General features: G+C 36.6%; 24 protein-coding genes. 13 read left to right on the top strand and 11 right to left on the bottom strand.

Going from position 1 to position 22,225, the window contains the following annotated elements:
* Nucleotides 1-14: 14 nt before the first annotated feature.
* Nucleotides 15-1,388, bottom strand: a complete 1,374-nt coding sequence (locus tag WC644_08230) for an MFS transporter (protein ID MFA5011933.1) — start codon at nt 1,386-1,388, stop codon at nt 15-17.
* A 189-nt stretch (nt 1,389-1,577) separates the two neighbouring features.
* On the opposite strand from WC644_08230, the gene WC644_08225 reads away from it, so the two are divergent.
* The 6 genes from WC644_08225 to WC644_08200 all read left to right on the top strand — a co-directional run bounded on the left by WC644_08225 (nt 1,578) and on the right by WC644_08200 (nt 6,255).
* Entirely contained in the window at nt 1,578-2,276 is a 699-nt protein-coding gene (locus tag WC644_08225; protein ID MFA5011932.1) for a YggS family pyridoxal phosphate-dependent enzyme, read from the top strand.
* Between the two features lie 25 nt (nt 2,277-2,301).
* Nucleotides 2,302-2,919 carry a DivIVA domain-containing protein gene (locus tag WC644_08220; GenBank protein MFA5011931.1) on the top strand — a complete coding sequence of 206 codons (618 nt, stop codon included), beginning with the start codon at nt 2,302-2,304 and terminating at the stop codon, nt 2,917-2,919.
* A 3-nt stretch (nt 2,920-2,922) separates the two neighbouring features.
* Nucleotides 2,923-3,720 (top strand): purine-nucleoside phosphorylase, encoded by a 798-nt coding sequence (locus WC644_08215; protein MFA5011930.1) that lies wholly within the window; start codon nt 2,923-2,925, stop codon nt 3,718-3,720.
* 5 nt (nt 3,721-3,725) lie between these two features.
* The gene (locus tag WC644_08210; GenBank protein MFA5011929.1) at nt 3,726-4,568 is read left to right on the top strand and encodes a purine-nucleoside phosphorylase; all 843 of its coding nucleotides are present in this window, start codon (nt 3,726-3,728) and stop codon (nt 4,566-4,568) included.
* A gap of 132 nt (nt 4,569-4,700) precedes the next feature.
* A complete protein-coding gene (locus tag WC644_08205) occupies nt 4,701-5,744 on the top strand; it encodes a L,D-transpeptidase (protein ID MFA5011928.1) in 1,044 nt (347 codons plus the stop codon).
* 55 nt (nt 5,745-5,799) lie between these two features.
* Nucleotides 5,800-6,255: a DUF3996 domain-containing protein gene (locus WC644_08200; protein ID MFA5011927.1), complete on the top strand. Its 456-nt coding sequence runs from the start codon at nt 5,800-5,802 to the stop codon at nt 6,253-6,255.
* 48 nt (nt 6,256-6,303) lie between these two features.
* Here the strand turns inward: WC644_08200 and WC644_08195 are convergent, their stop codons facing one another.
* The 10 genes from WC644_08195 to WC644_08150 form a co-directional block, all read right to left on the bottom strand.
* Nucleotides 6,304-8,577, bottom strand: coding sequence for a hypothetical protein (locus WC644_08195; GenBank protein MFA5011926.1), 2,274 nt, complete (start codon nt 8,575-8,577; stop codon nt 6,304-6,306).
* A gap of 47 nt (nt 8,578-8,624) precedes the next feature.
* Nucleotides 8,625-9,128, bottom strand: a complete 504-nt coding sequence (locus tag WC644_08190) for a hypothetical protein (protein MFA5011925.1) — start codon at nt 9,126-9,128, stop codon at nt 8,625-8,627.
* A 12-nt stretch (nt 9,129-9,140) separates the two neighbouring features.
* On the bottom strand, nt 9,141-9,353 hold the full coding sequence (locus WC644_08185) for a hypothetical protein (GenBank protein MFA5011924.1): 213 nt from the start codon (nt 9,351-9,353) through the stop codon (nt 9,141-9,143).
* Nucleotides 9,354-9,594: 241 nt separating this feature from the next.
* A complete protein-coding gene (locus WC644_08180; GenBank protein MFA5011923.1) occupies nt 9,595-10,173 on the bottom strand; it encodes a hypothetical protein in 579 nt (192 codons plus the stop codon).
* The gene (locus tag WC644_08175; protein ID MFA5011922.1) at nt 10,170-10,922 is read right to left on the bottom strand and encodes a class I SAM-dependent methyltransferase; all 753 of its coding nucleotides are present in this window, start codon (nt 10,920-10,922) and stop codon (nt 10,170-10,172) included. Before WC644_08175 ends, WC644_08180 begins: the two co-directional genes overlap by 4 nt.
* Complete coding sequence (recR, locus tag WC644_08170) at nt 10,919-11,530, bottom strand: recombination mediator RecR (GenBank protein ID MFA5011921.1); 612 nt, start codon at nt 11,528-11,530, stop codon at nt 10,919-10,921. The genes WC644_08175 and recR overlap by 4 nt, the downstream gene beginning before the upstream one ends.
* Nucleotide 11,531: 1 nt before the next feature.
* On the bottom strand, nt 11,532-11,864 hold the full coding sequence (locus WC644_08165) for a YbaB/EbfC family nucleoid-associated protein (protein MFA5011920.1): 333 nt from the start codon (nt 11,862-11,864) through the stop codon (nt 11,532-11,534).
* Between the two features lie 34 nt (nt 11,865-11,898).
* Nucleotides 11,899-12,696, bottom strand: a complete 798-nt coding sequence (locus tag WC644_08160) for a ribonuclease H-like domain-containing protein (GenBank protein MFA5011919.1) — start codon at nt 12,694-12,696, stop codon at nt 11,899-11,901.
* A gap of 2 nt (nt 12,697-12,698) precedes the next feature.
* A complete protein-coding gene (bshB1, locus tag WC644_08155) occupies nt 12,699-13,415 on the bottom strand; it encodes a bacillithiol biosynthesis deacetylase BshB1 (protein ID MFA5011918.1) in 717 nt (238 codons plus the stop codon).
* Between the two features lie 127 nt (nt 13,416-13,542).
* Complete coding sequence (locus WC644_08150; protein MFA5011917.1) at nt 13,543-14,211, bottom strand: SagB/ThcOx family dehydrogenase; 669 nt, start codon at nt 14,209-14,211, stop codon at nt 13,543-13,545.
* A gap of 229 nt (nt 14,212-14,440) precedes the next feature.
* Here WC644_08150 and WC644_08145 point away from each other — a divergent pair, with 229 nt between their 5' ends.
* The 7 genes from WC644_08145 (at nt 14,441) to WC644_08115 (ending at nt 22,071) form a co-directional block, all read left to right on the top strand.
* On the top strand, nt 14,441-15,112 hold the full coding sequence (locus WC644_08145; protein ID MFA5011916.1) for a SprT family zinc-dependent metalloprotease: 672 nt from the start codon (nt 14,441-14,443) through the stop codon (nt 15,110-15,112).
* Complete coding sequence (locus WC644_08140; GenBank protein ID MFA5011915.1) at nt 15,087-15,704, top strand: hypothetical protein; 618 nt, start codon at nt 15,087-15,089, stop codon at nt 15,702-15,704. Before WC644_08145 ends, WC644_08140 begins: the two co-directional genes overlap by 26 nt.
* 507 nt (nt 15,705-16,211) lie before the next feature.
* Nucleotides 16,212-17,255, top strand: a complete 1,044-nt coding sequence (locus WC644_08135; protein ID MFA5011914.1) for a T9SS type A sorting domain-containing protein — start codon at nt 16,212-16,214, stop codon at nt 17,253-17,255.
* Nucleotides 17,256-17,405: 150 nt separating this feature from the next.
* Nucleotides 17,406-17,858, top strand: coding sequence for an HIT family protein (locus tag WC644_08130; protein ID MFA5011913.1), 453 nt, complete (start codon nt 17,406-17,408; stop codon nt 17,856-17,858).
* Between the two features lie 15 nt (nt 17,859-17,873).
* Entirely contained in the window at nt 17,874-20,543 is a 2,670-nt protein-coding gene (gene leuS, locus WC644_08125) for a leucine--tRNA ligase (GenBank protein ID MFA5011912.1), read from the top strand.
* 42 nt (nt 20,544-20,585) lie between these two features.
* Entirely contained in the window at nt 20,586-21,806 is a 1,221-nt protein-coding gene (locus tag WC644_08120; protein MFA5011911.1) for an MFS transporter, read from the top strand.
* Entirely contained in the window at nt 21,769-22,071 is a 303-nt protein-coding gene (locus WC644_08115; protein ID MFA5011910.1) for a DUF971 domain-containing protein, read from the top strand. The genes WC644_08120 and WC644_08115 overlap by 38 nt, the downstream gene beginning before the upstream one ends.
* The last annotated feature ends 154 nt before the right edge of the window (nt 22,072-22,225 follow it).

The following is a 22,225-nucleotide window of genomic DNA, read 5'->3' as shown; positions in this document are numbered from 1 at the left end:
TATAAATTCAATTTCTAAAGTTTAGCTGCTTTTTCTTTTGCACTGAGTTCAAGCCCGTGTGCATTCGGTCCCATCTCATTCCTCCTGAGCATGAACGCAAAGAATAATCCGAAAAATCCGAGAATAGAAAAAATCCACATACCGAGTCTGTATCCGGTTGGATTATCAGCGCTCGCACCTGAAAAATCATTTGCCCAGCCAATCATAATATTAAAGAGGAACAGACCAATATTCTGTATCATGGTCATAAGTCCATAGGCCGTCCCGAGTTTTTCCTCTTTAACAACAAGAGCGACGGATGGCCACATCACTGCGGGTATTAACGAAAAAGCAAATCCCATCATAGCCATCGGAAATATCAGATAAAAAGGGATAATCGAATCTTCAATTCCAAAGAAAGGAATATTTACGTGAATACCACCCTGCAGCCCGATTGCAGATGCAAGGTCAATCTTATAAGCCATAATTAAGTAAACAGGAATAATTGCAAGAGATCCGAGCATCATCAGCAATGACCTTTTCCCAATCTTATCTGAAAGCAGTCCGAACAGCGGTGTAAATATCATTGCAGCAAGTGTAAGTATGCTTGAAAGATTTCCGCCTACTTCTCTTGTTGTTCCGTGAGCTTCCTGAAAGAACTTTATAGCAAATGTTTGGAATGGAAACATTGCAGAATAGAAAGTAACGCATAACGCTGTTATGTACCAGAATGAGACACCAAACTTAAATACTTCTTTAAATTCAATCTTATCCTGCGAGCCGTCCTTAGGCATTTCGTATTTCTTCGTTGCGTAAACATCAAGCACGTAATAAAAGATTATGCATATCACCGCAAATATCCCTGCTGCAACCGTAATGAGCAGTGGTTTCTGCCAGTTGTCAAAGAATGAACGGGCAATGGTCGGAGAATTTAGCGCAAGGAACGATCCCAGTCTCGCAACGGTCAGGTTTATTCCAAAAGCAAAAGAAAGCTCCTTCCCCTTAAACCAGCGTGCAACGATAGTTGTAATTGCTACTATCATGGATTCCGCACCGAGCCCGAATATAAGCCTTCCCGATGCCATCGTCACCAGGTCGCCTTTTACCGCTGTCACAACCGCACCTATCATAATAAGAACAGTAAAAATAAAAACGGATTTTCTTGTACCGATTCTGTCAATTATAAATCCGCCTATTAATACCATTATAATATTGGGGAAACTGTATATCGCATTCAGCAGTCCGATATTTGAGTCCGAAAAACCGAGCTGTTCTTTCAGCAGGTCGGCAAGAGGACTTATGCTGTCATAAATATAGTAGTTTCCGAACATGGCAAGGCTGATTAATATCAGTGCAAGCCATCGAATAAATGCAGAGGGTTGGTTTTTAACAGCTGTGCTTTCTGTCATAATGTATCTTAAATTTATATAAAATCATTCTGCAAATGTAAATATTTTTATCAGAATAGGAAATGTTAAATGAAAAGAAAAAAGCACGAAGCGCGTAATGTATAGAATATTTGACAAAATATCAGAAAGATATCGGGGTATATACTATAATATTGAATTTTATGTATATTAAGCATATTTTTTAAAGTTATGGATAAAAACTACCTGAAAGATAACTACGTCGATTTAATTAATGGCATTAAGAACGTATGCGAAGAATACGGAAGAAATTTTAATGATATTACGCTTGTTGCAGTAAGCAAAACATTTCCCGAACGTGATATCGAATATATCAATGGCATTGGTCATCTTGATTTCGGAGAAAACAAGGTCCAAGAATTAAAATCAAAATACGATAACTTAAAAGATAAAAATATAAAATGGCACCTAGTCGGTCATTTGCAGTCTAATAAGGTAAAGTATATTGCGGATTTTGTACACCTTATACATTCCGTTGACAGCTTTAAACTTGCTCAAGTTATAGATGAACATGCAAAAAGAAACAACAGGGTTATAGATGTACTGATTCAGGTCAACACAAGCAACGAAGACCAGAAATCAGGAATAGAGCCTTATGATACTAAAAATCTCTGCGAGGATATATGTAAACTAGAAAATGTCAGACTTAAAGGTCTGATGACAATCGGGATGTTTACTGATAACGAGAAAATAATAAGAAAAAATTTCAGCATTCTGAGAAATCTTTACATTGACTTAAGGGTAACTTTCAGTACTTTTGAATATCTTTCGATGGGCATGACTTCGGATTACCGAATAGCTATTGAAGAAGGAGCAAATATGCTGAGAATCGGAAGCGCAATTTTCGGTTCCAGAAATTATTTGAATTAAAATAAAAAACTAAACTTATATTATTATGATTATTTCTTCAAAAGACATTAAGAAAAGAGACTTCAAAAAGTCCCTTAGAGGTTACGATACGGACGAAGTGGATGCTTTTCTCGAAACGGTTAGTAATCATTATGAAAAATTAATCGTTGAGAATAGAAATCAGGCTGACAAGATAAAATCTCTTCTTCAGGATATCGATATCTACAAGGAAAATGAACTTAACTTGCAGAGGGCTATTATTAAGTCGCAGGACCTTGGTGAACAAATTGTCGAGAATGCAAAAAGAAAATCGGAACTAATTATACGCGAGGCAGAACTCAACGCAAGAAACGTAAAACAAAACCTTGAAGATGAGATTCTCGCAAAAAAACACGAGCTCGAAAGTATAAAGCTGAAAAATGAAAAAACTTTCGACGAATTAAGAAACTTTCTGACTGACAAACTTAACGAGCTGGATGAATTTTTTAAGAACAGAAAAATTATTACTATGGACCTTTCTTCTGTGTCTAACCTGAATTTTAATTCAGATGATTCAGATATTGATATTGAGACCGATATTAAACCACTCAAGAAAATTACTCTGTCTTCGCAAAAGAACGATAGACCCGATTCATTCGACGACAGTTTTGAGATAAAGAAATAAAAAATGAATAATAAACACGAAAAGGCTTACGAATTCATAAATGAAATTAACGACAATCATTACGGTATCGGAATAATTCTCGGCACCGGACTTGGAGGGCTCGTAAAGTTTATAGATATTGAGCAAACGATTGACTACAGAAATATACCGGGCTTCCCGGTGTCAACCGTTGAATCTCACTCGGGAAAACTGATACTTGGAAAATTATCAGGCAAAAATATCATTGCCATGTCGGGAAGGTTTCATTTTTATGAAGGCTACAATCACGACCTCATAACATTTCCTGTGTATGTTTTCAAGCAGGCAGGGGTCAAAACAATTATCATATCAAATGCATGCGGAGCTGTAAACAACAAACTGAATAAAGCAGATTTGATGATAATGACTTCACATATTAACATGCACTTTGCATCGCCTGTCAGGAAAAATGTATGGGAAAACGGCAAAGCAAATTACATATACGACAAGGAGCTTATTGAACTCGCCGAGCGCGTTGCTCTTAAGAATAATATTAGTATTAAGAAAGGAAGCTACGTGTCTGTTCAGGGACCTAACCTTGAAACACGGGCTGAATACAGGCTTATGCAGAAGATTGGTGCTGATACTGTCGGTATGTCAACTATTCCTGAGGCAATAGTGGCAAGAGAACTCGGAATGAGAACTCTCGGTCTTTCCATAATTACTGACCTCGGATTTCCTGACACACTGAAGGTTGCAAAACTCGAACATATTATTGAATCGGCAGCTATCGCTGAACCAAAACTCGTTAACTTAATTAAAAAACTATTAATCGAATTATAAGAAATATGACAGAACAAAGAAAAAGAATTCTCGAATCCGTAAAGTACATTAAGCAGAATATTCCCGCAAAACTTAAGCCAAAATCTGCTTTAATTATCGATGATAATTATACTCTTCCATACGGTATTAATGTTCTAAAAAAACTTGAATACAAAGCTATACCTCCGAAATTCGAAAATGTTGACAGGGAGAATAATGGAAAGCTCTTGTTTGCTAAAGCAGGGTCACGCGATATTCTCATCTTTAAGGGTAGATTCTTTTTCTACGAAGGTTATTCGATGAGGGATATCGGTCATATAATATACATTATGAGTTTCCTTGGTATCGAAAAGATTCTTTCTATCGATGAGGTCGGAAATCTTAATCCGCGATTTGAGTGCGGAGAGCTTGCTTTGATTTATGACCATATAAACCTGATGGGCGATAATCCTCTTATTGGAGAAAATGACGAAGAGCTTGGAATCCGGTTCCCTGACATGAGTAATGCTTATGACACCAAGTTGTTTGAAAGAATTTACAAGATTTTCCAGGAAAATAAAGTTAAAATTAATGAATCTGTTTATCTGAGTATTATCGGTCCCCAGACCGAAACAGAAGCTGAGACCAGATTCTACAGGGATATCGGCTCTGACATTCTTGGATATGCTCTCGCTCCTGAAAATATTACATCAGTGCATTCAGGTATTAAATTTGCTGCGATTGGTCTTATTACCAGAGACCTAATAGCAGACAGAATGCTCGAAGACAAACGTACTGTTGATGAAAAGAGAAAGGAAGAACAGAATAACAGAAGATATGCTCACACTGAACTTAACAAGATACTCGTTAAAATAATAAAGACTCTGTAAACACACAATTTCCTTAAAAAACTTTTTCGACTGTGAAAATTTTCTTCACAGTTATTGGATTTTTATGAAACAATATCGCAAAAATTTTGTTTTATATATTTAAGATTAAACATTTTATAATTTATTATTTAAATGAAAAAACTAAGCCTTTTTCTGATTTCTTTATTCTTTGTTTCAGCCTCGTTATTGAGTGCACAATCCATAGACACATTAAACATTGAAGCTGAAAGTATTGATGCTGCGGATAAATCTTTATCAGACTTTCTGACCGAGCATTTTTCTTTGATTACGGATGACATCGTAAGCAAGATAACGGATAAAAGAAGTATTGAACAGGTTGAAAAACCCGTAGAGGCAGGAGGCGGAGTTTATTTCAGAGTTAATTACTTTGTTCCTGAAAAGTATCTTCGCGATACGATGAAGATTCTCTGGGAGCTTAACATTCCCGAATACCGCTCGCATATATTTCTTATTGATGGTAACGATACTTCATACGTTGATACCTGGAATAATGTCGTCGGAACTGCATCTGACAAAACTTATACAGGCAGATTTCAGGCATACAGAATCCGGAACTACCCGACTTACAAAGACCCTGCAAAAGGAAAAGAACATCTCCCTGCAACACCACCGGGACCGGGCAATCCGCTGGGACTTTTCGTCGTTCATTACGATGAGAATTCATTAAGATACTTTCACGGCACAAACAAGAACCACCTTCTTACTGCCGAAAAGAGACATCTTTCACATGGCTGCGTCAGGAATGATAATGATAACATTGCAAAGATGAAAGAATTCATTCTTAAACGTGTCGTAAAATCAAAAGACCTAACTTCATGGATTGACAGTAAGAAAAGCATGATTTATAATTTTGAAGAAATTGATAAATTCCCCGTCAGGATTATATACAAGACATACACAATAGACAGGGATGAGAAAGGGCTCTTCGTTGAGCTGTACAATGATTTCTACAACTACTCCAATCCGGGAAATATAAACACAAAATGGAATGAAGAAGACCTTATCACATTAACAACAAAGGAAAACCTTACAAACGAATTTAAGTCAAAATCCAAAGGCGAGCTTACTGACGAGAAAATTTCAGACCTCGTGGATTATGTGATTAAAAAACTGAATAAGTACGAGCGCTATTACATCTCGGATTTGAGTTATTAAGAATTACAGATAATTTTTACTATAAAGTTTAATTATAATAAATAAAAAATTAATTATGAAGTTAATATCAATATTGGTGTTTACAGTGCTCTTAACCGCTTCAGCATCATACGCACAGGGGAAATTCGGACTGGGAATCATGGTGGGTGAACCCACCGGGCTTTCGATGAAATATAAAATCTCAGGAGATAATGCGATTGATGGTGCGCTTGGATGGTCGTTCGCAAAATACGGCTCCTTACATATTCATGCAGACTATCTTCAAAATGTTGCACGACTAAGCCGGGAAGTTCCGTTTTACTTAGGTGTCGGGGGCAGAATTAAAACTAACAATACCAACAAAGGTGAGAACGATTCACGTTTTGGAATCAGAGTACCTTTTGGAATTGTTTATGAACCATCAACCGTTCCGATTGATGTTTTTGTGGAAGTTGTTCCTTTGCTCGATTTGACTCCGTCTTCGGATTTCAGCATGAACGCTGCCGTCGGCATCAGATATTATTTCAATTAGTAAGTTGTACAAAGCCCTTCTTGTTAAATGGAAGGGCTTTTTACAACACTAAAAATTATAGATAAAAACTCCCTGACCGCCGGTTGATATCCAGAGTTCATTTTCCTTGTTCTCCCTTAAATCAAGCTTCCTTACAGTTGGTATAACCCCATAACCGCTGAGGTACACTTGCTCAAACGTATTGCCGCCGTCTTGAGATAAATATATTTTATTGTACGAATCTTCAAGCTTTCTTCCAAAAAGCACAACCTGATTTCCTTTGCTGTCAACCGTAGTCACTGATTCAAAACCATTCAGCTTTGTAAAGTTCTCTCCTCTGTCGGTCGATTTAAACAATCCGTAGTTTTCGATCGCCGCCCATAGAGTTCCAGTGCCCATAGGGTCAATATCTATAGCACCTTTGTTTCTGTAATCAAAATCAGGCTCTTCAACTATGTAGTTTTTAAATGAAAATGTCTTTCCGTAATCACTACTGATGAATAACCCTCCGGCTTTAACGCCGTTTTCATTCCCGCCTTCAAGATAAAGGTAAACCCTCGATTTATCGACAGGGTCAACTTCTAAATAATCCACAGGGCTGAACAATCCGCCCATAACTGAGTTCTTGTAAATCGTGTATGAATTATCTACAAATTCTGACTTCTCAAAACTAACTCCTCCGTTCGAACTGTAGTAAACACCATACCAGTAAACCTCGGGAGAGTTTTCATCGTAAATTCTTTTCTTATTCTGACCGCCGCCAATGATTAATATAAGGTGGTCGTTCGTTCCATCAGTAGTTATTTCACCGTCTGAAATTATTGCATCAAAACCCGGACCAAAATTCGGATATGCAAGCAAACCCTCGGGAGTCATTATCTGGTAAGTATTCGGCTCGCCTCTGTTTTCAGATTTTGCAATCACAGGATAATAAGTAAAAACACTCCCGCCGATTAAATAAATTCTGTCAGAGTTTAAAGGTGATACTAATACACGGCATACATTCGGCAAATAAGAATCACCGTTATTCTCAGGCGGAGGAGGACTTAACGTGTACTTTCGAGAATAGTCTTTTATATCAGGAAGTTCCGCATCGCTTGTTTTACCCATACCCCAGTCCGAAATAGGAATGTAAATATCACCGTTCGGCGAGAATGAAACATCATATACAACTGTCATACTAATACCCGTTCCGTTAAATCGCCATGTCCTGCCGTTATTAGTAGTAATAAACGGACCTGAACCTCCGCTAACATACCAGACATTATTATTAACGGGATTCTGAAATGAAATTATGTTTGAGGAATAAATTTTATCCTGAGTTGAAAGTGTGTGTTTCGGATTATAATCTTTTTCAAGAATATATTCATTCCGTAATTTCCATGTGTTGCCGTCATCTGTCGTTACCCTTGATGGATTTCCCATCTGGCTCGCTTCGATTATATTTTCATCAAAATTCACAAAGTTTAATCCTATAAACTCACTTTCATAACCTGAGTATTCTCCAAAATTAGCTCCGATATCCGTAATGTTGTTCAGGTCATTTTCTATTCTGAACATCTTCCCAGTTGTGACAATAACCATAAGTTTGCCGTTCCTGTCTTTCTTCATCAGCATCTGATAAACATTGTTAATATGGTCTGAAAAAAGCTGGTAAGACCACGTAATCCCGTTGTCAAGCGTTCTCCATAATCCTTTGTCAGTGCCGACCCAAACCTCATCAGGAAATTCCGGATGAACTTGTATGCAAGTAACATTTCCGATTATTCCGCTATTATTGTTTATCAGGTTCCATGAATATGCATCGCCGTTCGAATTGCTCATGTAAATATACGGCTTACCGGTGTTAGGGTCTGCAAGCGTTCCCGCAAACATTCTGCCTCGAATTGTCGGATGATATCTCAAACACGGTCCTCCAATCTTTACATTAAACACATTGCCGCCGAAATTCACGTTCAAATCACCTGTCGCAGGACCTAAAACCTGTTTCCATGTTTCACCCTCATCCTTGCTTATCCAGACACCACGGCTTCTGTCGTCAGGAAGATAGTCCATCCCGCATGCAGCCGCTATTTCACTTTGGTTATAGGGATTAATATCTATGCTTTGCACCATTAATCCCGCAGGCGTTACTGCAAATTCACTTATAAACTTCCATTCTTCGTTTCCCTTTTTCTTGTACATACCTCCAATATCTGTTCTTGCATACACAGTCAACCCGTCTTTAGTCGGAATTTGGGCGAGTACAAACCCCCCTGCCTCAAAATCAATTCTTCTTACTTTCTGTGTATAACCTAAACCGGATATAAGCAAAAATATTATTGCAAGTTTTACTATCTTCATTTGAAATTTGTATTTAGTAATATTGGTCTTTTAATTTCTTAGCTGTTTTAAAAACTTTCATCCCGCCACTTCTTTATCTTCCATGGCGAACTCGCATCGGGCCTAGTAAAATTCATGTCCGCAAATCCGAAAAGTCTGACTACATTGCTTGGATTGAAAGTTACTGTAAGATTAAAACCCCTTTTAACATTAACGTTAAGACTATCCCCTATAAAAGTTGTTATGTTGTTCCAGATGATATCAGTCTTTTGTGAATTCTGGAACAACCTGCTTGTAGTCCTCATCTCTGTTGGCTTATCCCAGGATACGTCAAAACCTGTTTCATAATCTCTGTATGTAAAAATAAAATCGTCTGTCAGTAATCCTGAATAAACTGATGTATCCTTGAATGTATAAGCATATTTGAAGTTCGTGTATACTCCGTCAATAGTCATCTGGTCGGATATAATACTTGACGAACCCGAATCATCAAGCTTCGGAGCAAATATGTTGTCACACGATGCAATCACCGTAAACATGACAATCAAAGGTATTATAAGATATTTGCGCATTGAAGAAAATTATTAAAAAACATTTAGTTCATTTGTTTTTCCAGCTTTATAATCTTTTATTGCCATATCTGCCAATACTGAAAGATTATCCTGAGAATTTTTAAACTGCAAATTCAACTTCCTTTTGTCCTCAATATCATCTAAAATAACTTGTGTTATATTATCCTGTTCGACATCAAGCAATACAATCGTTTTCTTAATCGCTTTTTTAAATAAATATGTCATTTTGCTTTTTCTAAAATTTACAATTAAATACAAATATATTCAATCAAAATGTCGGTATTTTAAAACTCCAGTCATCCTGATTTTAAAATCAGTGAAAATCATATTCTTTCTAAAAAATCTGTGTGCATATCTTTTGCTCATAATCTGGAATAATATATGTCCATGTCTTCAGCACTATCAGTGTCATCCGTTAAATCAGTGTAAATTTGTATTCTATTTAAAAATCATCCTATTGTTCTAATCAATTACTGAAGTTTGCCCTTAACACACTCCATGTAGTATCAGCATTATCGCTTTTTATATCAATCCATCTGTGTATCGACCATAGATTTCTCGAATCGGCAGAAAGAATCAGCCTTATCTTACCTTTTAAATTCTTTGCTACGTTTGTTTTCTGATGGTCAACCCTCAACAGATAGTCTGCATCAAAAAACGCTGTGTCTGCAAAAGAATTGAGTGTTGTGTTTGAAAAGAATAGGTTGGATGTAGAATTTACGTCTGTAAGACTCATTAAACTTGTGTAATATGTTTTCTCATTAGCAATCTTCCAGAACTGAAATATCGGATACTGTATCTGAGAACCTACATCGGGCGAGTAAGTGTAACGCCTCGGACTGTAATTTGTATCAACAAAACACTGCATGTAATTGTTTATATCCTTCTCTATTACCGAGTACTGAAGATTTACCATTACAAGGTCGGGAGATGTTGGTGGTATGAAAGTAGTCCTTGATGTTACGGGAGTTTCCGCATCACGCAATCCGCATGAATAAATTGAAGCTGCAGCATACAATAATATTATTATTGAAAATATCTTCATTTAACCTTACTAATAAATATTATTCTCTTAGATTCTTCATTTTCAAAACCGTTTCCATAATAATCTCCAAATATTCTTAAAGGTTCAAAACCTGCATTCATTAAAGCTTTTTTAAGTTTCTCTTTTGTGTAAAGTTTCAATCTTTCTGTATATTTTTCGCTTCCTATGTAGATATCCTTATAGACAAAATTGTTCTCAATGTATCTTTTCTGTAAAACTTTCTCACCGTCGAACTCATCCTCCGAACTTGCAACAAGAGTTTTTCGGAGATTATCAGCATTTATAAAATCAAATACAAAGTGACCGCCGCTCTTCAACGACTTTCCCACATTGTCGAAAACTTTAAAGTTGTCTTCATCGGTCTCAAAGTATCCAAAGCTTGTAAATATGTTTATTGCCGCATCAAATTCTTTATCAAAAGAAAAGTCTTTCATATCTCTGATAAGAAACTCAACCTTTAGACCTTTCTCGTCAGCTGCAGTTAAACCTTCTCTCGCCTGAGATATAAGGTATTCCGATAGGTCAAACCCTGTTACGTCATACCCTCTTCTTGCGAGCTCTATCGAGTGTCTTCCTGCTCCGCAACAGACATCCAGTACCTTTGCCTCGGAAGGCAGATGAACACTTCTTTGAAAAAGATTTATTATATCCCTAGCTTCTTTTTCATCTCTGTGTTTGTATATTTCAAGATAATACTTATTTGAAAACCACTTTTCATACCAGCTCTTTTCCTTTGATGCGGTGTTCAAGATATCGTAACCCTTCCTTCTATTGCTTTTGCAAGCGTTACCTGGTCCGTCAACTCTATGTCCGAACCTATTGGAATCCCCCTTGCTATACGGCTTATCTTCATACCAAGAGGTCTTATTATCTTGCTGAGATAAAGTATCGTCGTCTCCCCTTCTACGGTGGGATTCAACGCGAGTATGATTTCGGAAATTTTGTTTGATGAATCGTCTTCCAGTCTGTAAAGCAGTTCTTTTATTCTGATATCATTCGGACCTATTCCGTCTAACGGCGATATTCTTCCATGTAGAACATGATAGAGACCTTTGTACTCATTCGTCTTTTCAATCGCATAGACATCTTGAGGTTCTTCCACTACGCATATAGCGGTCTTTAACCTTTTCTCTGATGTGCATATCTTGCATACTACATCCTCTGTAATATTACAGCAGACAGAACAGAATTTCAACTTATTCTTGATTTCGATTAAAGACTCTGCAAGTTTTGTAACTTCTTCACGCGGCTGTTTTACCAGAAACATCGCAAGCCTCTGTGCAGTTTTGCGTCCTATTGATGGTAGTTTAGTCAGCTCGGTTACTAGAGTTTCAAGAGTGTCGGATATATTCAGCATTTTAAAATCCGAGGTTAAGTCCGGGTATGTTTGGAATCATCCCTGCCGTTGCTTTTGACATTTCTTCATTCGAAAGCTTCTGCGATGACTCGAATGCCTTGTTGCATGCGGCTATCAGAAGGTCTTCAAGCATATCTTTATCTTCTGATTCAAGCACTTCCTTTTCAATTTCGATTTTTTGTATGACGCTCTTGCCGTTTATTGTTACTTTTACCATACCGCCGCCTGATTCTTCTGTGATTATCTTGTTTTCAAGTTCAGCTTGTATCTGTTCCATTCTATCCTGCATTTTCTTTACCTGTTTAAGCATTCCCTGCATTTGATTCGGTTTCATTTACTTTATCTCCTGTGTTTAATTTACTTTAATTTTAAAAATCTAAATATTTGTTCCATAGATTAAACAGATTTCCTGTAGCAACTACATCGCCGAAACAGTAATCTGCTATCGTCTGATATTCTTCTTTTTCATACAAGCCTTTCACCATGTCGCCCTTCACTCCATCTGCTTTCGGGCTCGGAATCCCGAGCTGCTTGCAGTAAAAATCAAGCGTGAATTTCCTTCTCGCACCCGTTGGAGAGTGTTTGTTGAACGTAAGCTCTTTCATAAGGTCAATGTGATAACCCTTTATATTGAAATCTGTTCCGCTCATTAAATTATATGAAGGTTTTGATTTCATCATAAATGTTCTTAGCATAATAAACGGACAATCAAACTCTCTGCCGTTGAACGTTACAAAAAGATTATACCCTTCGGTTCTTATTTTTCTCCAGAAAAGGTCAATTATTTCTTTCTCGTTCCCGCAAAGATAAGTAAGCTTTTCAAGTTTGCTTTCAGAGTAAGGATTTTCATCCGTACCTTCTACATAACCTGAATTGAAACTCAGCATTCTCTCTGCTTCAAGCTTTGAAGTTGAGTCAAGAGTTTTTTCCTTTGGGGCATTTACCAGTACTGCACCCTCTTTCTTGTTGTAATCAAGCATGCCTATTGCTACTATCCGCGAAGTAAAAGGTGTAAACACTAATCCTTCAATCGCTTTTGCCTTTTCCTCATCATTTGTCGCAAATTTAGTTAAGTATTCTTTTGTCTCCTCATCGTAATGTGTTTCGAAATCATACGGTGCGACTTCAAGGTCAAAAACTAATACTTTCTTCTTCGTAATATCCATGATTATACTTCTAATAAATTATTTGCCGATACTCTTATAGTATCATAACAATAAAACGGTTCCCCGAATTCAGCACCTATTTTAAACCCGAAGAATCTTGCTCGTGCCTCAAGGTCCTTCCAGAAAAGACTTGTACTTATGTATGTTTCCGGTTCATCCGCAGAGGTACTCATTGATTTGTAGAACTGCGTCGAATAGCACTCAATCGCTTTCATCTTCTGTTTAAAAGTACCGCTTATATCCACTATAAATGTAATAGGAAAATCATAAGCATGCCTGTAATAAAAAACTCTTTGCGGTCTGTACGCATTCAGCTTCCCTGTTTTAATTTTTGTTAGCCCTGAAAGGAATGCGCTCTCTCTGATAAAATTACTCGCATTTATGTGGTCAGTATGCCTGTCTGACGGATAAGGAGCAAACATAATTGAAGGCTTTGTCTCACGTATTACTTGTATCAGTTTTTCCCTGTTGGCTTTCGTGTTTGCAATGTTACCGTCTTCCATTTTCAGGTTTGTCCTGTAGTGTATACCCATCACCTTCGACGCTGCTTCAGTCTCTTTCTTCCTTGTCATTAAGTTGCCGCGCGTGCTAAGCTCGCCGCGCGTCAGGTCAACTATCCCTACCTTCTTACCCTCATTTATCAACTTTATAGCCGTACCCCCCGCTGTTATTTCAATATCATCGGGATGACTCGCTACAAACAATGCATCTAATTTCAATTCTTTCTCTTAATTTAATAAAGCATTAAATATACTTATTCTTATCCTATCTTAAAATTTAAAAAGACTATAGCCAGAAGGTTATCATTTGTCAACATAAACCTCGCCTCTTTCCGTGTACCGTTTCCTATTCCCCATACCCAACTGTCTGCGCTAGAATTATTTTCTGGTTTTCATTCAGTTTAAGTTCTTTTTCAAGCGGTTCTCTGTCAACCCACGCTCTTATAACTGTATTCATCCCAGCCGAGGCACAAAATAAATAAACATTTTCACCAATAAAGCCTGCATGAGCACCCGAATACATTTCTTTATTTGAATCATTTTTCAGCTTTGAATAATCAGCTACATATACAAGGTTCACGGGAGCAGTATATACGAAGTCCTGTTTACCTGCTAAAGTTCGTAGGTCTTTCCCTGCAACAAGCTCCAGTGAATGATCTTCCGCAATGTATTTATAAGCACCCGATTCAAATATTACATATACATCCATCGCTTGTGTATTGTTTGCAGTAGGAGCAGTCCGCTTTCCGCTCTCCTCCCTGCTTATTCCGTATGAAGCCCACATCAGATTTGAAAGCGTCTGGTCATCAAGTTTTCTGGAAGAAAATGTTCTTTCTGAATGACGCTTCTTAAGTGCTTCCATAAGCGGCATTCCGCCTGTCGTTTCAGCAGGCAGCAGTTTTATCTTTTCTGCAGGTATCATAGGTTTGTCATTTATTTGGGTCTTCTTCATACTAAAAGAAATTACCATCACGCCAATAAAAATTGCGGCAAGAAAAATTATTGTTACTTTCATAATAAGTAGATTTTATTTACTGTAAAAATACTTCCTTTAAACTTTTTCTGAAATGTAAAAATGACACCAGACCCTGCCGGGCAGCAGGGCTGGTGAAGGGTCTAGGGTTTTGATTAGATACTTAAATTTCTTTAAGTATAATCGATTAGCCTTTCGCATCTGTATTATATTACGATTGGGTAAGAATTTGGAAAATTATTTAACTATTTTTAAAAAATTTTTATAATTACTGGAAAATCTATTAAAATACAGCATTATTCGCAGGAATGTAAAGAATGCACGTATAAGGGTTAGCAATGACCTTAATATAACTGCAATTATTCCTCTTAATTATCCCATTAATAAAATTGATAATTTAATACAGGATAAAAAAATCTGGATTCTGAAAACTGTAAACCGCTTAAAGCACAATTCTAAATCCATACAACTTTCTTCCGATGAAATCCTTCTCTTTGGCGAAGCTTATGTTTTTGAAAACGACCCGGCATTGAAGAATAGGGTCATGACATACGGAAATATCAAGAAAATTAAATCAGGTCATGATTTGGTAAATAACCATGAACTATTGACTATATGGTATAAACACATCGCGAATAAATACATAAAACAAAGGGTTGCAGAAATAGCAAGCAAAAACAAATTTGAATTTAACAGACTTTTTATTCGCGACCAGAAAACTAAATGGGGTACTTGTTCCTCCGGAAAAAATCTTTCATTTAACTGGCGGCTAATTCTTTGCCCGATTCATGTTCAGGATTATCTTATTATTCATGAACTCTCGCACTTATACGAGATGAATCACTCAGCAAAATTCTGGCAGAAAGTCGCAGAGCTCTGCCCCGAATACAGTAATGCAAAAAAATGGCTTAAAGAGCATGAAGCGTTTCTTTTTAAATATTAGTGTTTTTATACTTTCTTTGATACTTCTTTCGTCTTGTAATGATGAACAAGACGAACAGATGCAGTCCGCACTCGATTCACTGAAATCAGCCTTAGATACGGTTTCACATGAAGATACTCTTACATCAGATTCTTCTTTTAATGAAGTCCTGATCGATTATTCAAAAAAGTACAATGCAATCACTGATTTTTCTACAATCAAAAAATCAAGCCCTTCCCATTCAGCAGGGAATCTGAAATCTAAATACTTTCTTTTCCCTGTATTCTCATACCAGATTGACTATATATCTCAGGATTCTTCTACTGATACAGTATTAACCTACTTTACAGATAATTCTGTCTCGTTTGTTTTTGATGTTGATCGTGGAATCGGAAAAATCAAAAACCTTGATAAACAAAAAAACGGACTCATTCTCGTTAAGTCCTCAAAAGTTGAAGTTTCACAGAAGTTGTACCTTATGAAAAGGTCACGCGACTTCCAGCACAAAGAAAGAAAAGTAACAGAGTTCTTTGTCTCATGCGAAGTAATTGACGCTTTTAATGTAAACTCATCAGAAAAAATTCTTCAGAAAAAATTCAAATTGATAAAATAAAAATATTTTTGTAAAGTTGAGACGAAACTGAGAAATTACCTCCTTTTTCTTCTTGAATGCTGAATAATAGTAGAATCATAGTTAATAATATGCCAACTGCTATATTTTTCAAATTGTTAAGAAATACAGACGTTATTAACTGCTATTAATAGCGCTCATCCTGCAAATACATCCCATTTTATTTTCTGCAAATATTTCCTGACAAATCCGTCACAACCTCTCAATTCCTGATTTGTCTTAAATTGGTCTATAATTAGTCTCTAATTGGTCTTTAAATTTCAGCATTTTAAAATGACAAATTTGTCAAACAGCAGCTTTTTTATAGAATCGTGTGCTGCATAACTGTAAGAAACTTGTATTTATATAATTATCCGCCTATTTAATAATGAATAATTCTGGTATTTAATTTCTTTATAATTCACACTCAATTTATCTTCCTTTTTCAGAACATAATTAAGATATTTTTGTTATATTGTCAAAATTTATTAATTTAAAGGGGATAAAAAAATGAGAACAATTACAATTTTATTTTTTCTTTTAGCATTTTCCGGAATAAATACAGTAGCCCAAATAACTGTATCTTCTTCTTACAGCCCTGTTGTTGGTGACCGGTTTGCTTACAGCAATGTTGATACTAACAATGTAACACCCGGTTCCTCGGGTGCTAATCAAAATTGGAGTTTCACTTTCATTAATGTTGCAAGTGATTCAACAGTTCTTGATTATGTTTCTCCGTTGAGCACTCCATACGCAGCCTCTTTTCCATCGGCTACCATGGCTCAGTACCAGCAGTCTGCCTCTTCTTATACTTATTTTTCTTCATCATCAGCGCAATTGATAAATCACGGAGTCGGAAATTCATCATCAGTAGTCGTTAATTCAAACCCGGAAGTTGTTATGCAATTTCCTTTCACCTATAACTCAACTTTTTCTGATGATTTTCAGTCACAATTCACAACTTCTGGTATTACTACTTACAGAAGAGGAAATATAAGTGTTAATGGAGATGCATACGGCACAATTTCACTTCCTACAGGAACTTTTAGCAATGCACTTCGAGTAAAAACAGTTCAAACAATAGTTGACTCAACAGTAATCGGAATCTTTAGTAATATTACAACATCAGTTATTACAACTTATGGTTGGTATAGTGGTGCTAATAAATTCCCGTTGTTTCAGATAACAACCAGTTCCATTACCACCATTGGAGGTACTATACACAGTAAATTAGTCACATTAACCAAAAGCCAGACTGTGGATATTACAAAAATATCTACCGAAGTCCCGAATGGTTTCACCCTTAAGCAAAATTTTCCGAATCCGTTTAATCCCTCCACAAAGATTTCTTTTTCAATACCAAAAGAATCCTTTACAAGTCTTATTATTTATGATAACCTGGGACGAGAAGTCAGCAGACTTGTGAACGAAAGATTAAACACCGGCGTATATGAAGTAAACTTTAATGCCGCAAATCTAAATTCCGGTACATATTTCTATAAAATTTCCGCTGGAAATTTTAGCAGCGTCAAAAAAATGACGCTCGTTAAATAGTTGTTTCATCAACATTTAAAAAGTATAATTTATTTCTAATAACCGGTAATCTTAATAAGATTACCGGTTTTTATTTTAATTGGACCTGCCTGCATTAATTCATAGAAATTAGGTGCTAAAAATCGTAAATTTAAGATTATTCAAAATTATATGAAAAAAGACGATTGCATTTTCTGCAAAATTTCATCGGGAGAAATCCCCTCTTATAAAATATGGGAAAACGAAGAGTTTTTTGCTATTTTTGATATTTTTCCTAACACTAAGGGAATGACTCTCGTAATACCTAAAGAGCATTTCGATTCTTATACTTTCGATATGCCAAACAAAATATATTCTCGTTTTCTGCTCGCTGCAAAAGAACTTGGTAAAATTCTTGATGAAAAACTCGGTGTACAGCGGACGGCACTCGTTATGGAAGGTATGGGCGTAAACCATGCTCATATAAAACTTTATCCCCTGCATGGTCTAGGTAAAGATTTCAAAGTCATTAACCCCGAAGGAAATGTTTTCTTCGAAAAGTATCAGGGATATCTTTCCACCATGCTCGGTCCGAAAGCCGATGATAACACGCTTAAAGAACTTCAGTCTCTATTTAATAAATAACGCTTAACAATTATAATGAAATACGAACATCTTTTTATTGAGAAAAAATGGCAGGACTTATGGGTTCGAAATAAAGTTTTTAGAACTCCTGAATTAGATGAAATTGACAAGTCAAAACCTAAGTACTATGTCCTCGATATGCTCCCTTATCCAAGCGGTGACGGTCTGCACGTTGGGCATCCGGAAGGTTATACTGCAACGGATATCATTGCACGTTACAAACGCATGAAAGGTTTTAACGTACTTCACCCGATGGGATGGGATGCTTTCGGATTACCTGCGGAACAATTTGCTCTTAAAAAACAAGTTCATCCTCGTGTAGGTGTTGAAGAATGCGTTATTAGATTTCGGTCTCAACTTCAATCACTCGGCTTTTCATACGACTGGGACAGAGAAATAAATACTACCGATGAATCTTACTACAAATGGACTCAATGGATGTTCCTGAAACTATTCAACTCTTATTTTGATACTCAGGAAAATAAAGCAAGACCTATTTCTGAACTTACTATTCCTGTTGCTCTTGAAGGCAAAGATAGAGACATTTATATAGATTCTCAAAGACTTGCTTACATTTCCGAATCTCCTGTTAACTGGTGTCCTGAACTCGGTACAGTTCTTGCAAATGAAGAAGTACCGGAGCAACTCGAGAAAGGTTACACAGTCGTTCGCAAAGCAATGAAACAATGGAAGCTCCGTATTACTAAATATGCTCAAAGACTTCTTGATGATCTCAATAACCTCAACTGGCCTGAGAATATTAAAAAACTCCAGACTAACTGGATTGGTAAAAGCGAAGGGGCAGTTATTAAGTTTAAAGTTAAAAGTGAAAGTTTGAATGGCTATAGAGAAATTGAAGTTTTCACTACACGACCGGATACTCTCTTCGGCGCTACTTATATGGTGTTTGCACCGGAGCATCCGCTTATCAATGATATTACTACTCCGGATAAAAGGGACGAGGTCGATGACTACATTCAGACTGCCGCAAGAAAATCCGACCTTGAACGTTCTGAACTATCAAAGGAAAAAACTGGAGTCTTTACGGGTGCTTTTGCTGTTAATCCTGCAAACAACATTGAAATACCGATTTATATTTCAGACTATGTTCTCATGAGTTACGGTACAGGAGCTATAATGAGCGTTCCCGGACACGATGAAAGGGATAGTGAGTTTGCTGTTAAATTTGGTCTTGAGATAATACCTGTTGTTGCTAACGAAAAGTTTAAGAATGTTGCTTTCAAAAAGATTTCTTCTGAAAGCGGTGATATTATTATTTCCGGAAAGGGACTCGAAAAGCTCATCAGCAGCCCATCAACAGAGTACTCCCAATATCTTGAGGATGTTAAAAACGGTAAGCTGTGTTATACTGAAGATGGTTATTCAATTAATTCTGGTTTCCTTACCGGACTTAAAACTTCAAAAGCCAAAGAAAAGATGATTAAGTGGCTCGAAGATAAAAATATCGGCAGAAGAAATGTTAATTATAGACTCAGAGACTGGCTCTTCTCAAGACAAAGATTCTGGGGCGAACCTTTCCCGCTTATTTATTTAGACGATCATACTATAAAAGCTCTTGATGAAGAAGACCTGCCTGTCACTCTTCCCAATGTTAATTCTTATACTACCACCAAAACTGGAGAATCTCCCTTGTCTTTGATTGAAGATTGGGTTCATATTACAGATAAACAGTCCGGTAAAAAAGTTAAAAGAGAAACTAACACTATGCCGCAATGGGCTGGTTCCTGCTGGTATTACCTGAGATACATAGACCCGAATAATAAAGAAATTTTCTGCGATAAGGAAAAGGAGCAATACTGGATGCCTGTTGACCTTTATATAGGCGGATCAGAGCATGCTGTCCTTCACCTCCTGTATGCAAGATTTTGGCATAAAGTCCTTTTTGACCTTGGTTACGTATCGACCTCCGAACCCTTTGGTTCTCTCTACAATCAGGGTATGATTCTCGGCGAAGATGGTGTTAAGATGAGTAAATCTCGTGGTAATGTAATTAATCCCGATGATATGATTAATCAATATGGAGCTGATTCCGTTAGACTTTTCGAAATGTTTATGGGTCCGCTGGATGCGACAAAACCTTGGAGTAATGAAGGCATAGCAGGTATTCACAGATTTTTAAGCAGAGTTTGGAGACTTATTATTGATGAAAAGACAGGAGAGTTAAACACTAAAATTATTGATGAGAGTCCCGCTGTTGAAATGAATAAACTCCTGCACTTCACTATAAAGAAAGTTACAAACGATATTGAGGACGGCGATATGAAGTTCAATACTTCTATTGCACAAATGATGATTTTTATAAACGAACTGTATAAAGCCGATAAGATAAGTAAAAATATTATCAAAACATTCGTTTTATTGCTGTCTCCTTATGCGCCACATCTTGCTGAAGAATTATGGCAAAGACTTGGTGGTCAGAATTCTATTGCCTTCGAAAAGTGGCCTGAATACGATGAGTTACTCACAAAAGCTTCTCTTATTACCGTCGCTTTCTCGGTTAATGGAAAAGTTAGAGTAAAAAAGGAAGTAGAAAACGATCTTCTCGAAAAAGACCTTGAGCAGATTGCACTCGACGATGAATCGATTAAGAAACATATTTTCGGTAAAGATATTATCAAGATTATTATTGTTAGAAATAAGATGGTAAACATTGTCGTTAAATAAAACTTCACTTAATGTAAAATACCTGTCTTTTTCTTTTTAGCATTGGACTCGTCAAAAAATAACTTATATGTAATTTGGGCTGCTCTTTTCTTCACGATGGTAGGTATGAGTATGGTAGTACCCTTCCTCCCTTTTTACATAAGAGATCTCGGAATCACAGAGCAATCTGAAGTTGAACTATGGAGCGGGCTTGCTTTCGCTGGTCCTTTTATCATTTCGTTTTTTCTTACACCTGTCTGGGGAATGCTTGGTGATAAATACGGAAAGAAGTCTATGGTAGTACGTGCTATCATTGGTCTTTCTATTTCACAGTTCCTTGTCGGTATGTCGCAAGATGTTTATCAATTGGTTATGTTCAGAATGTTTCAGGGTGCAACAAGCGGTTTTATTCCTGCATCTCTCGCCCTCGTATCTTCTAACTCGCCAAAAGAAAAATCAGGATATAATATAGGTGTTTTGCAGATGGCTATTTCTTCTGGCACAATTATCGGTCCTTTAATCGGAGGTATCATCGCAGATATTACGTCTCATAGACTTGTTTTTCATATTACTGGTTCTCTCTGTCTTATCAGCGGCATTTTTGTCATACTAATGGTTAAAGATACAAAAGTAATTACTGTAAAAAAGCTAAGCGTTTTCGATAATTTCAAGTATTCTTTCAATAGTAAAACTCTGTCAACAGTTCTCGTTTCTATTGCATTAACTCAAATGGCTGTATCAATTACACAACCTGGATTTGCTTTGTTTATTGAATCCTTAATAGACAATCAGGATTTTCTTTCAACTATATCCGGTGTTGTGTTTGGTGTTACCGGAATTGCAACTGCCGTCTCTTCTCCTCTTTGGGGTAAAATGAACGACAAGAAAGGTGTCAACCGAAATCTCTTTATCGCTATGTCAATAGGCTTCGTGGCATTAACTCTGCATTCATTTGTGTTCTCTTACATTTTGCTCATTCCCTTGAGAATCATTCTTGGCTTTTGTATTGGTGGAATGATTCCCGTCTTCTACAGTGTTATAAGTAATATTACTCCCGACGAAAGAAAAGGTGGTATTATGGGAGTTGCTTCAAGCTTTACCATTCTTGGAAATATATTAGGTCCCTTGATGTATTCATTAATTACTCCTATAATTGGACTAAGAAATATATTCATGTGTGCCGGTATATTACTTTTCGCAAACATTATTTATATTAACTTTAATAGAATTTCAAATTTAAACATATATGGCAGAATTATCTCCTACACAAATAAAGAAAACTGATAATAATTCATTACTCGTTAAATGGAATGACGGCAAAGTAAATGAAATTCCATTAACAAAACTCCGCGATGAATGCCCTTGCGTAAACTGTAAAGGTGAGTCGGTTATCTTCGAAAGTTATATTCCTATTAAGGCTCCGTTTAAAGCTGCTGGTTACTATGAAATAGCAAGCATTGAGGCTGTTGGTAATTACGCCGTTTCAATCAAATGGAAAGATGGACACGATACAGGTATTTATTCTTGGGATATTCTTAGAAAACTCTGATCAGCAAATATAATCGTTCTATCTTCTTTCTGTTTAATGTATAGATACTTTGAAGGGAAGATTTCTGCTATTAGCAATAATTTAAATCTTTTCTTTGCGAACTCTGTAGTTAAATCATTTTTTGCTCATCTCGCTCTTAGCAATAAACAAATCT

It is taken from the genome of Ignavibacteria bacterium (assembly GCA_041649015.1).
GTDB lineage: Bacteria > Bacteroidota > Ignavibacteria > Tepidaquicellales > Tepidaquicellaceae > CAIKZJ01.
This window is presented reverse-complemented; position numbering and strand designations above follow the sequence as displayed.